A 13,060-nucleotide genomic window follows, 5' to 3' on the forward strand; every position below is an offset into this window, starting at 1 on the left:
GGCGGTGGTGACGATCGGGGCCGGCAGGTCGGTTCCCGCGCGGTCTGTGAGGTGGGGCGCCGAAATCCGGCGAGGCTGGTCGGTCACGAGACCCTCCCCGGTGCGGCGGCGGTGGGTGCGAGGGTGGTGGCTCACGGCGCTCTTTCCCGGTGTGGCGGTGATCGGGGCCGGCACGGGGCAGGGAGGCTGGTCGGTCACGAGACCCTCCTCGGCTCGGCGATCGCCGCGATCGGGGCCAGCAGCTCGGTCAGCTCGCTCACGTCCGCGTTGAGCTTCTGCCGCTGCTTCGGGTCCAGCTGCGCCAGCGGGGTCCACGAGCCGTCCGGGCGGTGGGCGGCGTCCAGCGCCGTCTGCGTGCGGGTCAGCCAGGTGTCCAGCTTCGGCAGCTGCTGGTAGCGCGGGGTGAGCAGCGGGCGCAGGACGTCCAGCACGGCCCGGGTGCCGTCGAGGTTCGCGCGCGCCGTGGCGAGGTTGGTGCCGCTGCCGTAGTCCGTGCGGCCGGTGAGTTCGAACTGCAGCGTGTTCTCCATGATCTCGTGCGCGCGCAGGGCGAGGTCGTTGCCGTCGACCTGGCTGTCGGCGAAGGCCGTCTGCAGCGCGTGGGCGTCGGTGTCCAGCCGGTCGGCGACGCCGGCGAGCGCGCCGAGGTCCTCGCCGTGCCAGAGGCCGGACTCGAGCCGGTGGAACCCGGTGAAGCCCTGGTCGGCGGGGCCGCCGGGGAGGCCGTCGGCGGTGCCGTTGAGCGCGCCGTCGGAGTCGCCGAACGCGTCGTACGCGGCACCGAGCCGCTCGTAGGTCAGGTGCGCGGTCAGCCAGGCCGATTCGCTCGCGGCGCGGTCGCCGCCGTGGACGGCGTTCTTCAGCGCACCGGTGTTCGCGACCAGCTCACCGAGGCCGGTGGTGACGTGCTCCTGGTAGGCCTTGAGCGGGCCGAGCAGGTCGTTGTGCGTCACCGGCGCGACACCCGGCCCGGTGCGCTCGGCACCGCCGCTGACCTGCGCGACCGGCCCGACGATCGCGCTCGAGTCCTCGGGCAGGCAGCGGAACGCGTAACCGCCGTTGCCGAGGTTGACCTGCAGCGGCCGGGTGGTCGCCGGGCCGAGCCCCTCGACCTCGCCGTAGATCACGCCGGTGGCGGGGTCGATGAGGTCGACCTCGGCGGTCACCGAGCCGGTGTTGTGCAGGAGGAACGTCTGCGGGCCGGGTTTCGGGGCCGACCAGCCGGTGCCGCACGACGAGCGCGAGATCGCGATCTCGGGGTCCTGCGCCTCGGCGTCGCGTGGCCAGAACGCCACGACGGCGCCCGCCACGACGGCGAGGGCGACCACCGCCACGATCCAGCGAGTACGCACTGACCCCGGCACGCACGCTCTCCCGTCACTCGATCGGACCATTCCCGGCACGGATTACGCGAGCCTAACGCCCGGAAAACCGCATCCGATGGGGCCGTGAGGAGGGAATTCACCCGGACTTCAGCCGGTCGCCCACGAAAGGGGGAGGATCCGGACGTTTCCCTGTGGGAGAAGTGTCGCGTTCGGACGGTTCGCCCGATAAGTCGTGGTCACGGAAGGGGAGCGCCGGTCTTCAGGCTCGACAGCAGCGCGGGCCGGCCCTCGCTGCACATCGACCGGGTGGTGCTGTCGTCGTCGAAGCCGTCGTGCAGCCCCGTCAGCTTGACCTTTTCCCGTGCGGTTTCGCCTATTCCTGCGTGAAGGTGGGCCAGGTGTAGGAAAGCCGGTGGGATCGCTCGTTTTCGCGCCGGTACTGCCGGGTGCACGACGGTTCGGTAAGCGCTTGCCACAGCTTTCGGGAGCGGTGCTGATATAGGGCGTATACGCGAATTCGTTCATCGGTGCGGAATCCAGTGCTTGTTCGAGACCGGCCTGTGCGCGGGCCCGGCACAGCTCCCGCCGGGTCTAGCGTCGAGCACGTCGAGCAGCTGACGGCGGCTGGGATCGGTTATGGGAAGCGGACCACCGCGATGCCGGCCAGCACGAAGAACACCAGGATCACGAGGGTGCTCGTCTGCCCGCCGGAGGAGTGGGTCACGACCTGGTCGACCGTGCCGGTCAGGCGCACGCCGCAGTCGGCGACCACCGTGTGCGGCCCGGCCTCGATCCGCGTGAACTGGACCGGCGCGGTGAAGGCGCCGGTGCTGTCGGTGTAGGCGGAGCCGACCTCGGTGCCGTCGGCCATCAGCGTCACCGTCCGGCCCGGCCGGCAGCCCTTCCCGGACGCCGAGAGTTCCTCGCCGGGCTGGACGCTCGGCCGGTCGAGCACCAGCTCACCCGGCTTCGGCGCGGTGCTCGTCGTCGTGGGCGGCGTGCCGGATGTGGTGGGGGTGGTCGACGTCGGCGGGGTGGTCGTGGTGGTCGGCGGGGTCGTCGTGGTGGTGGCGGGCGTGGTCGTGGGACCGCCGGGCTTGGACGGCTTGGTGGTGACGGGCGGCGTCGTGACCGGCGGCGTGGTGGTCGGCGGCGGCGGGGTCGTGGTGGGCGAGCCGATCACGGTGAACCGGCTCGTTCCGGTGAGTGGCTGCTTGGTCCGGGCGTTGGTGCACGTGCCGGTGACCGGGTAGGTGCCGGGCTGGGCACCGGCGGGCACGCTCGCCGCGACCGTGCCCGCGGTCAGCTGAGGGGAGGCGCCCGCCGACCACATCGGCGTGCCGTTCCAGGAAAAGGTGATCGGGCCGCCGCACGGCGAGAAGTTCCAGGAAATAGTAAAAGGGCTGCCGGCCTTGCCGCTCGACGGTTTCAAACCAACCGTTGCCGTGTACGGTGATTGTGCGCTGGCGTTCCACGCGAACGGGAGCAGGAGCAATGCTCCGGCCACGGCGCCGAAAAACAACCGAACCACGTAACGCATCGGAACGTCCCTCCCCGGGTGTGTGGTCGCTGTAGCATTCCGCACGAGTCGGATTAAGCAAGTAGGGGATGCCCAATGGGACGTGTCATCGCGGCGGGGGTTGCGTTGGGTTTGTGCGTGGTGCTGCTCGGTGCGCCACCCGCCTCGGCGGAGTCTGGTTCGCTCAGGCTGGACGTGTCGATCGACGACCGGCCGATCGCGGACGCCACCGTCCCGATCGACCCGGCCACCCAGGTCAAGCTCGAGGTCGTGGCCACCAACACCGGCAACGCGCCGGTGAAGGTCCGCAGCGTGCGCCTCTCCGGCGTCGCCCTCGCGCTCACCTTCTTCGCCTACGACACGACCGCGCCCTTCGAGGTGCCGGCGCGGGGCCGGGTGAGCCGGACGTTCGTGCTCGACCTCGGTGACCTGTCCGGGCAGGCGACCGGGCTGCTGCCGTCGTCGGTCGAGCTGCTCGACGCCCAGCGCGCGACGCTCGGGGAAGCCACCACGGTCGCCGACGTCCGCGGCTCGTTCTGGTCGGTTTACGGCGTCTTCGGCCTGGCGATGCTGGTGCTCACGATCCTGGCCTGGCTGGCCGCGCTGCTCGCGCTGGCGCGCCACCGCCTGGCGGCCAACCGCTGGCGCCGCGGCCTGCGGTTCCTGCCCGCCGGGTTCGGTACCGGCCTGGTCGCGGTGATCACGCTGTCCGTGCTGCGGCTGGTGCCGCCGGAACCGGCGATCGAGATCCCGGTGGTGCTCGGCGCCGCGGCGATCGCGTTCCTGCTCGGCTACCTGACGCCGAACCCGGTGAAGCCGGCCCCCGAACCCGGCTACGAAGGCACCGGTGAGGCCACCGTCCGGCTGCGCGTCCCGGCGACCCGGGACATCACCCGATGAGCGCACCGGCGGACCTCGTCGCCGCGCTCCCGCAGTACGACATCGGCGCCGAGATCGGCGAGGGCGGCATGGGTGTCGTGTTCGCCGGGACGCACCGGACGCTGGGCCGCAGCGTCGCGATCAAGCAGCTGCCCTGGGACGTGCTCAACCACGCCGCGAGCAGCGAGCTGTTCGACCGCGAGGCCCGGGTGCTGGCCAGCCTCGACCACCCGCACATCGTGCCGGTGTACGACTACGTCCGCACCGGCCGCGAGCACCTGCTGGTGATGGAACGGCTCGACGGCGGCACCGTGCACAGCCGGTTCCACGGCGGCGGCGTCAGCGGCGAGCAGGCGTGCGCGATCGGCCTGGCGATGCTCGCCGGGCTGCACGCGGCGCACCGGGCCGGCGTGCTGCACCTCGACGTCAAGCCGCGGAACCTGCTCTTCACCACCCACGGCGTGATGAAGGTGGCCGACTTCGGCATCGCGCGCGTCATCAGCGAAGGCGCCACGCTCGTCACGCACGGCGGCGAGATCCTCGGCACCCCGGCCTACATCGCGCCGGAGCAGGCGATGGGCAACGCGCTGAGCCCGGCGGCCGACGTCTACGCGGCCGGCACGGTGCTCTACGAGCTGCTGTCCCGGCAGCTGCCGTTCGACAACACCCGCGGCGCGATCAGCATGATGCGCCAGCACATGTTCACCGACCCGCGGCCGATCGCCGGGGTGCCGATGCCGATCGCGGGCGTGATCATGCGCAGCCTCGCGCGTGAGCTCGATGCGCGTTACCGGGAGGCCGAATCCTTCGCCGCCGACCTGGCGGGCGCGGCCACCGCCGTCTACGGCCCGGGCTGGCTCGAACGCGCGGGCGTGCCGGTGCTGCACCTGACACCCCGGGTGATCGCCGGGCTCAACTCGCCGACCGCCCCGGCCCCGCCGGCCGACGCCCGGACGCGGCCGGTCCAGCGGCCTGCGGCACCTTCGCCGGACCCGACGCTGTCCGCGACGCGGGTCCCGCCGCAACCCGAGCCCGAGCCGCGCCCGGCGTCCACCCTGTGGTTCCGGCTCGCGGCGGCCGCCGCTGCGGTCGTGCTGGTGGTGCTCGCGTTGCTCAACCCGGAACGGCTGCCGCACCAGGCGTCCGCCACGCTGAACCTCGGCGGGGCGCCCGTGTCGGCGCCGGTCGAGGTGGACCTGAGCAAACCGCTGACGGTGACCGGGCCCGGCAACCCCGGCCGGGTCGCGCTGGACCTGTCCGCGGCCGGGATCCCGCTCAGCTCCGCCGAAACGACGTCCAAGGCGGCCGGCAACGGGTTCACCGCCCAGCTCGAACTGCCGGGCCTGGCGCGGTGGATCGTCGGCGGCGCGGTCACCGCGACCATCCGGACCGGGACCGTCACCCAGACGTTCACGCTGCTCACGTCGCAGCACCCGCTGGCCAGCGCGATGGGCGCGGGCAGCCTCATCCTGGCGCTGTTCGCGCTCGCCTACCTGGAGTCGGTGCTGCGCAACATCCGCAACGGCCACCGCGGGCGGGGTTCGCTGGTCGCCGGGCCGGTGCTTGGGATCCTGTTCGGCGCGGCGCTGTGGCTGTGCGTCTCCGTGCTGCGCGTGCACGAGCCGTCGCCGGGCTTCGGCGCCGGGTGCGCGGTGGCGGGGGCGGTCGCGGCCGGGTTCGTCGTGGTGGCGGCCCGGCGGCGGCACGCGTCCACAGTGGTCAGTCGATCATCCGCACGGTGACGTGCGGGCTGTAGGACTTGCGCCGGCTCCACCCGAGTTCGGCGCACAGGCTCAGCTGGATCGAGCGGTCGGCGGGCGCCCAGTAGCCGGTGCGGACGAAGTAGCCCTCCATCGTGTTGAGCGCGCCGAGGCTCTTGCGCGCCGAGCACATTTCCCAGCCCCACTGGCGCCCGGACTTCTCGACGCCGTTGCGGCGCACGGACAGCCGCGGGTTGCCGACCGCGCGGATGTCGGCGTCCCCGTGGGAGACGTAGACGACGCCGTCGATCTTGTAGAACCGGTTGTTGTCCAAGAGGGTCACCTGACCGGAGAGGGTGACCTCGACCCGGCCGCCGTCGTCGCCGGTGAGTGTCCAATCGAGACAGTATTCCTGGAGTGGGAGTTCCAGCGACTGGGTCATGATGCCTTCCCCTGTTCTGGCCGTGGCGTCCCTTCCAGAAGATAAGGATTTTCCGGACGCCGGGAAGAGGCGCGGACGATCTTCACCCGAAGCGGTTCCGGGTTCTCGGATGCCCTGTCACGCATGGGTTTTCAGGCGAGTGGGTGAAGGTGGACACGGCACGTGAGAACCGGTCCCACCTCGGAGTGGTGTTGCCCCACCGGGTGCGGACGGTCACCTTCGGTGTCACTTTCTGTGAGCTGAAAGTAAAGGAACCATTACCTTCGGCGGGGCGTTGTCAGGGGCATGAACGAGCCCACTGTCATCGAGCTCGGACCGCGTGACCTGCTCGTCGTCGCCGGGCTGCCCGGCGCGGGCAAGACCACGATGCTCCGCCACGCGGCGGCGGGCCTCCCGGTGCTCGACTCCGACCAGGTCCGGGCGAGGCTGGCGACGGTCCTGCCGGAGGCGGTGCCGTACCGCTGGTACCGCCCGCTGGTGCACGCGGGCCACCGGCTGCGGATCGTCGGGCGGGCCATCTCGGCCGACGGCCCGCTGGTGGTCCACGAGCCGTCAACCCGGGCGTCGACCCGCGCCCTGCTGGCCTTGGTCGGCAGGCTGACGGGCCGTTCAATGCGGCTGTTGTTCCTCGACGCCACGGCCGAGCAGGCCCTGGCGGGCCAGCGCAGCCGCGGCCGGATGGTGCGGCCGCGGTCGTTCGAGCGGCACGTCCGGCGCACGGGGAAGTGGCGGGAGGAACTGCTCGCCGAGCAGGTGCCGCCGGGGTGGCGGAGCGTCCGGGTGATCGACCGCGCCGGGGCGCGCCGCACGAGGCTGGTGGCGCGGTTGCTGGTCGGCTGCTGAGGGGTGCTGCGCGGGGGTCCGGGCGGTCTCGGCTCCGAGGGTGCTGGGGTGCGGCCCCGGGTGATGTGAGATTCGGGCCGGGTGTGGTCCTGGGTGGTGCGGGTGCGGGTGGTTGATCGGGTGGATGTTGGGCTGTGGCCTCGGGTGGTGTGGGTCTGGGTGGTCTGGGGGTCCGCGGGTGCTGGGGTGCGGCCGCGGGTGATGCGAGGTTCGGGCCGGGTGTGGTCCTGGGTGGCGCGGGTGCGGGTGGTCGATCGGGCGGATGTCGGGCGGTGTGGCCCTGGGTGGTCTCGGCTCCGCGGGTGCTGGGGTGCGGCCCCGGGTGATGTGAGATTCGGACTGGATGTGGTCCCGGGTGGCGCGGGGTCGATGTGTCGACCGGGCGGATGCTGGGCTGTGGCCCGGGTGGCGCGGGTGCGGGTGGTCAGGCAGATGCCGGGCTCTGGCTCCGAGCGCAGGGTTGATGTGGTCGACCGGGCAGATACCGGGCTGTGGGCCGGGTGGTGTGGGTCCGGGTGGTCGACCGGGCGGTGGGCTCCGAGTGGTGCAGGGGTGATGTGGCCGGCCGGGTGGGGCGCGGGTGCGGACTCGGGAGCGTGGGGCGTCGACCGGGTGGGTGCCCGCCGCCCGGGAATTCGCACGGTTGCCGGACGGGCTGCCGCCCCGGGTGGCGCGGTGTCTGGGTGGTCGCCAAGGCCGGCGCCGGAGTGCTGCCCCGGGCCGCGCTGCGTCCAGGCTCGCTGGAGCACGCCCGCGCCCTGCCGTTGGTCTGGACATTTTACCTATTGGTCTAGACAATACAGGTCTCCGCGGTGCGACCGCGTCCCCACTGGAGGACCCGATGAGGCGTTCCAGATTCTCCGTTGCACTCGCCGCCTTCGCGCTGGCGCTCTCCGGCCTGGTGGCCGGCGGAAGCACCGCCGACGCGGCCAACCTGCTCACCAATCCCGGTTTCGAGGCCGGTTCGCTTTCCGGCTGGACGTGCTCCGGTGGCACGGCCGTGACGACCCCCGTGCACTCCGGCGGGTACGCGCTCGCCGCCACCCCGGCCGGCTCCGACTACGCGCAGTGCGCGCAGGCCGTGTCCGTCCTGCCGAACACGACCTACACCGTGTCCGCGTGGGTCCGCGGCAACCCCGTCTACCTGGGTATCACCGGCGGCGCGTCGACCTGGTCGGGCAACGCCGGCGCCTACAACCAGCTTTCGCTGTCCTTCACCACCACCGCGAGCCAGACGTCGGCCCAGCTCTACCTGCACGGCTGGTACGGCGCCGGCACCTACTACGCCGACGACGTCGTGCTCGACGGGCCCGGTGGCAGCACCCCCGGCACGCCCGGTGCGCCCGGGACCCCGGCACTCGGCGCCGTCACGAACTCCTCGATCGCCCTGAGCTGGGGTGCGAGCGCCGGCACCGTGACCGGCTACCGGGTCTACGAGGGCAGCACGCTGCGCACGACCGTCACCGGCACGAGCACCACCCTCACCGGCCTCGCCGCCTGCTCGACGCACAGCTACACCGTCGCCGCCTACAACACCGCCGGCGAATCACCGCGCAGCGCCGCGGCCACCGGCAGCACCACCGGCTGCGTCGACACCGGCCTGCCGAAGCACTCCCTGATCGGTTACCTGCACTCGAGTTTCGCGAACGGCTCCGGGTACGTGCGGATGGCCGACGTCCCCGCGGCCTGGGACATCATCGACCTCTCCTTCGGTGAGCCGACGTCGGTGACGTCCGGCGACATCCGCTTCAACCGCTGCTCGGTCGCCGAGTGCCCGAACGTCGAGAGCGACGCCGACTTCATCGCCGCGATCCGCGCGAAGCAGGCGCAGGGCAAGAAGGTGCTGATCTCCATCGGCGGCCAGAACGGCCAGGTCCAGCTGACCACGACCGCCGCGCGCGACGCCTTCGTCAGCTCCGTCTCGGCGATCATCGACAAGTGGGGGCTCAACGGCCTCGACGTCGACTTCGAGGGCCACTCGCTGTCGCTCAACCCCGGCGACACCGACTTCCGCAACCCGACCACACCGGTGATCGTCAACCTGATCTCCGCGCTGAAGACGCTGAAGGCCAAGTACGGCGCGGGTTTCGTGCTGACGATGGCGCCGGAGACGTTCTTCGTGCAGGTCGGCTACCAGTTCTACGGTGGCTCGGGCGGCGGCGACGCGCGGACCGGCGCCTACCTGCCGGTGATCGACGCGCTGCGCGACTCGCTGACCGTGCTGCACGTCCAGGACTACAACTCCGGCCCGGTCATGGGGCTGGACAACCAGTACCACACCATGGGCGCGGCGGACTTCCCGATCGCGATGGGCGACATGCTCAAGGCCGGTTTCGGCGTCGCGAACACCGGCCAGTTCTTCCCGGGCCTGCGGCCGGACCAGATCGCGGTCGGGCTGCCGGCGGCGGTCAGCGCCGGCAACGGCTACCTCGCGCCGTCCGTCGTCCAGACGGCGGTGACCTGCCTGGCCAAGGGCACCGGCTGCGGCTCGTACACGCTGCGCGGCGGCGCGTCGCCGGCGCTGCGCGGGCTGATGACGTGGTCGATCAACTGGGACAAGTACTACAACTGGGAGTTCCAGAACAACCACGAGCCGTTCCTGAACGCCCTGCCGTGACGCCTCGCGGTGTGCCCCGCCTCCGGGTGGGGCACACTGCCTGAGGTGGTGAAACTGACCCATGGCGAGTCCGTGCTGTCGCGCGTCGTCCGCATCTTCGAGACGTTCGGGCCGGACACCCCGGCCCTGCGGGTGTCCGACGTCGCGCGGCGCGCGGACCTGCACGTCGCGACGGCGTCGCGGCTGATCGACGAGCTGGTCGGGCACGGCTGGCTGCGGCGTGATCCCGACCGGAAGGTCCGGGTGGGTGTCCGATTGTGGGAGCTGGCGTCCCGCGCGTCGCCGACGCTCGGGCTGCGGGAGGCGGCACTGCCGTTCATGGAGGACCTGCACGCCGTCGTCGGGCACCACACGCAGCTCGCGGTGCTGGAGGACCGCGAGGTGCTGTTCGTCGAACGGCTTTCGGCGCCCGGCGCGATCGTCAACGTGACGCGGGTGGCCGGGCGGCTGCCGCTGCACGCGTCGTCGTCCGGGCTGGTGCTGCTGGCGCACGCGCCCTTCGAACTGCAGGAACAGGTGCTGGCTTCGCCCCTCGAAGCCTTCCGCCGCACCAAGCTCACCGAACCGGCCCGGCTGCGGCGGTTCCTCGCCGACGTCCGCCGCGACGGCTACGCGTACTGCGCGGGTTTCATCGACGAGGAGACGACCGGCATCGCGGTGCCGCTGCGGGGTCCGGACGGCGACGTCGTCGCGGCCCTGTCGGTGATCGTGCCCAACGACCGCGGCGCGCGGATGCAGCTCCCGGCCCTGCTGGCCGCGGCTCGCGGGATCTCGCGGACAATCTCTCATTGAATGAGAATCCCCTGGTGCAGGGCGCACGGTCGGCGTCATCCTCGGGGTTCGGTCACCGAAAGGATGTTCCGCGTGCGCACCCAGGTCGTCATCGTCGGCGCCGGCCCGGCCGGGCTGCTGCTGTCCCACCTGCTCGGCCTCGAGGGCATCGACTCGGTGCTGCTCGAACGGCAGACCCCGGAGTACGTCCAGGCCCGCATCCGCGCGGGCATCCTCGAAGCGGGCACGGTCGAGCTGCTCCGCGACACCGGCCTCGGCGACCGGCTCGACGCGGAGGGCATGGAACACCGCGGGATCCACCTGCAGTGGCCGGGAAACCGGCACCACCTGGACTTCGTCGACCTCACCGGCCGGTCGGTGACGGTCTACGGCCAGACCGAGGTGACCAAGGACCTGATGGCGGCGCGGGAGAAGGCCGGGCGGGCGGCGTTCTACTCCGCTTCCGACGTCGAGCTGCACGACGTCACGGAGTCGCCGTTCGTGACCTTTGTGGACGGTGACGGCCGCGCGCAGCGGATCGACGCCGACGTCGTCGTCGGCTGCGACGGGTTCCACGGGCCGAGCCGCTCTTTCGTGCCGCGGCAGCAGGTGTGGGAGCGGGCTTATCCGTTCGCGTGGCTGGGGGTGCTGGCCGACGTCGCGCCGTCGACGGACGAGCTGATCTACGCCTGGCACCCGGACGGGTTCGCCATGCACAGCATGCGTTCGCCGCACGTCAGCCGGTTCTACCTCCAAGTGGCGCCGGACGAGGACATCGCGCAGTGGAGCGACGACCGGATCTGGACGGCGCTCGCCGAGCGCCTCGGCGTCCCGGGCTGGACGCTGCACACCGGCCCGATCACGGAGAAGAGCGTGCTGCCGATGCGCAGCTTCGTGACGACCCCGATGCGGCACGGAAACCTCTACCTGGCCGGGGATGCGGCCCACATCGTCCCGCCGACGGGCGCCAAGGGGCTGAACCTCGCGGTGGCCGACGTCGCGCTGCTTTCGACGGCGCTCACGGCGGCCTTCCGGGGGGATGACCGCCTTGTCGACGCCTACTCGGAGACGGCGTTGCGGCGGGTCTGGCGCTGCACGCACTTCTCGTGGTGGATGACGTCGATGCTCCACCGCCACGGCGACGACTTCGACGCGCAGCTCCAGCTCTCCCAGCTCCAGCGCACGGTGACGTCGGAAGCCGCGGCGACCGAGCTGGCCAACAACTACGCGGGCCTCCCGCTGTAGACCACGCATCCTTGACGCACGGCCCCGGCTCCCGCACTATGCCCTGAGTAATTCGTATTACTCCGGCAGGGTGGCGAGATCGGGAAGGGTTCATGAGGGAACTGGACACGGAGATTCTGGTGGTCGGCGGCGGCCTCGGCGGGGTCGCCGCGGCTCTCGCCGCCGCCAAGGCCGGGCGTCGCGTGGTGCTCACCGAGGCGACCGACTGGCTCGGCGGGCAGCTGACCGCCCAAGCCGTGCCGCCCGACGAGAACCCCTGGATCGAACGGTTCGGGTCCACCCGCACCTACCGTGAGCTGCGGGAAGGCATCCGCGGTTACTACCGCCGCCACTACCCGCTGCGGGCCGAAGCCGCGCGGCAGGCCGAGCTGAACCCCGGGGCCGGGAAGGTCAGCAAGCTCTGCCACGAACCGCGCGTCGCGCTCGCCGTCGTCGAGAGCCTGCTCGCGCCGCACGTCAGCGCCGGGCGGATCCGCGTCCTGCTCGAACACCGGCCGGTCGACGCCGTGACCAGCGGCGACCGGGTCGACGCCGTGACCCTCGAGGACCACCGAGGCGAGCGGGTGACCGTCAAAGCCCAGTACGTCCTCGACGCCACCGAGGACAGCGACCTGCTGCCGCTCACCGGCACCGAGCACGTCACCGGGGCCGAAGCCCGGAGCGAGCACGGCGAACCGCACGCCCCGGCGGAAGCCGATCCCGCCAACCTGCAGGGGATCACCTACTGCTTCGCCGTTTCGCACCACGAGGGCGAGCACCACGTCATCGACCGCCCCGGGATGTACGGCTTCTGGCGCGACTACCAGCCGGGCTTCTGGCCCGGCCCGCTGCTCGGCTTCGTCGCCCCGGACCCGCGGACGCTCGAGCCGGTCAAGCGCACCTTCGTACCGAACCCGGCCGACGACCCCCTGTCCGTCAGTGCCGACCAGAGCGCGGACGCGGGGGACAAGGAACTCTGGGCCTTCCGCCGCATCCTCGCCCGCGGCCTGCACACCGACGGCGCCTTCGACTCCGACGTCACCCTGGTCAACTGGCCGCTCAACGACTACTGGCTCAAGCCCGCGTTGACCATCCCCGGCCATGCCACCGAGGCGGAAGTAGCCGAAGCCCACCACGAAGCCAAGCAGCTCAGCCTGTCCGTCCTGTACTGGCTGCAGACCGAAGCGCCCCGCGCGGACGGCGGCACCGGCTTCCCCGGCCTCAAGCTGCGGCCCGACGTCACCGGCACCCGCGACGGCCTCGCGAAGTCGGCGTACGTCCGGGAAGCGCGGCGCATCAAGGCCGTCACCACCGTTACCGAGCACGACGTCTCGGCGGAGATCCTCGGCGTCGACGGCCGGGTGCGGCGCGCGGACGCCGTCGGGGTCGGGAGCTACCGCATCGACCTGCACCCCTCGACCGGCGGGGACAACTACATCGACGTCGCGAGCGTGCCGTACGAAATCCCGCTCGGCGCGCTGCTGCCCGTCCGGGTGACCAACCTGCTGCCCGCGGGCAAGAACATCGGCACCACGCACATCACCAACGGCTGCTTCCGGCTGCACCCGGTCGAGTGGAACATCGGGGAGGTCGCGGGGTTGCTCGCCGCGTTCGCCGTGCGCGAGGGTGTCGAGCCGCGGGCCGTGCAGGCCGACGGCCGGCTCTTCGAGGAGTTCGCGCGCGAGCTGGACGCCGCCGGCGTGGAGCGCCGGTGGCCGGAAGTGCGGGGGTACTGAAATG

The 13,060-nt window shown here is 71.8% G+C and carries 10 protein-coding genes; 7 read left to right on the forward strand and 3 right to left on the reverse strand.

The features are described 5' to 3' along the window. Positions 1-194: 194 nt before the first annotated feature. The gene (locus tag ACGFMK_RS07170) at positions 195-1,352 is read right to left on the reverse strand and encodes an EfeM/EfeO family lipoprotein (protein WP_392759375.1); all 1,158 of its coding nucleotides are present in this window, start codon (positions 1,350-1,352) and stop codon (positions 195-197) included. A 607-nt stretch (positions 1,353-1,959) separates the two neighbouring features. After that, positions 1,960-2,757, reverse strand: coding sequence for a hypothetical protein (locus tag ACGFMK_RS07175; protein WP_392759210.1), 798 nt, complete (start codon positions 2,755-2,757; stop codon positions 1,960-1,962). 183 nt (positions 2,758-2,940) lie between these two features. Between ACGFMK_RS07175 and ACGFMK_RS07180 the strand changes: the two genes are divergently transcribed. Together ACGFMK_RS07180 and ACGFMK_RS07185 are read left to right on the forward strand one after the other, a co-directional pair. Beyond that, entirely contained in the window at positions 2,941-3,744 is an 804-nt protein-coding gene (locus ACGFMK_RS07180; RefSeq protein ID WP_392759211.1) for a hypothetical protein, read from the forward strand. Then, the gene (locus ACGFMK_RS07185) at positions 3,741-5,465 is read left to right on the forward strand and encodes a serine/threonine-protein kinase (protein WP_392759213.1); all 1,725 of its coding nucleotides are present in this window, start codon (positions 3,741-3,743) and stop codon (positions 5,463-5,465) included. Before ACGFMK_RS07180 ends, ACGFMK_RS07185 begins: the two co-directional genes overlap by 4 nt. On the opposite strand, the gene ACGFMK_RS07190 is transcribed toward ACGFMK_RS07185, so the two are convergent. Further along, positions 5,443-5,865 carry a hypothetical protein gene (locus tag ACGFMK_RS07190; RefSeq protein WP_392759215.1) on the reverse strand — a complete coding sequence of 141 codons (423 nt, stop codon included), beginning with the start codon at positions 5,863-5,865 and terminating at the stop codon, positions 5,443-5,445. The genes ACGFMK_RS07185 and ACGFMK_RS07190 overlap by 23 nt on opposite strands. A 285-nt stretch (positions 5,866-6,150) precedes the next feature. Here ACGFMK_RS07190 and ACGFMK_RS07195 point away from each other — a divergent pair, with 285 nt between their 5' ends. The 5 genes from ACGFMK_RS07195 (at position 6,151) to ACGFMK_RS07215 (ending at position 13,056) form a co-directional block, all read left to right on the forward strand. Next, the gene (locus ACGFMK_RS07195; RefSeq protein ID WP_392759217.1) at positions 6,151-6,708 is read left to right on the forward strand and encodes an AAA family ATPase; all 558 of its coding nucleotides are present in this window, start codon (positions 6,151-6,153) and stop codon (positions 6,706-6,708) included. Between the two features lie 841 nt (positions 6,709-7,549). Further along, on the forward strand, positions 7,550-9,325 hold the full coding sequence (locus tag ACGFMK_RS07200; protein ID WP_392759219.1) for a chitinase: 1,776 nt from the start codon (positions 7,550-7,552) through the stop codon (positions 9,323-9,325). A 48-nt stretch (positions 9,326-9,373) separates the two neighbouring features. Then, positions 9,374-10,117: an IclR family transcriptional regulator gene (locus ACGFMK_RS07205; RefSeq protein WP_392759377.1), complete on the forward strand. Its 744-nt coding sequence runs from the start codon at positions 9,374-9,376 to the stop codon at positions 10,115-10,117. Positions 10,118-10,189: 72 nt separating this feature from the next. Beyond that, entirely contained in the window at positions 10,190-11,341 is a 1,152-nt protein-coding gene (locus ACGFMK_RS07210) for a 4-hydroxybenzoate 3-monooxygenase (protein WP_392759221.1), read from the forward strand. Positions 11,342-11,433: 92 nt separating this feature from the next. Next, a complete protein-coding gene (locus tag ACGFMK_RS07215) occupies positions 11,434-13,056 on the forward strand; it encodes an FAD-dependent oxidoreductase (RefSeq protein WP_392759223.1) in 1,623 nt (540 codons plus the stop codon). Positions 13,057-13,060 lie beyond the last annotated feature (4 nt).

This window comes from Amycolatopsis sp. NPDC049252, from assembly GCF_043197175.1.
In the GTDB taxonomy this organism is placed as follows: Bacteria; Actinomycetota; Actinomycetes; order Mycobacteriales; family Pseudonocardiaceae; genus Amycolatopsis.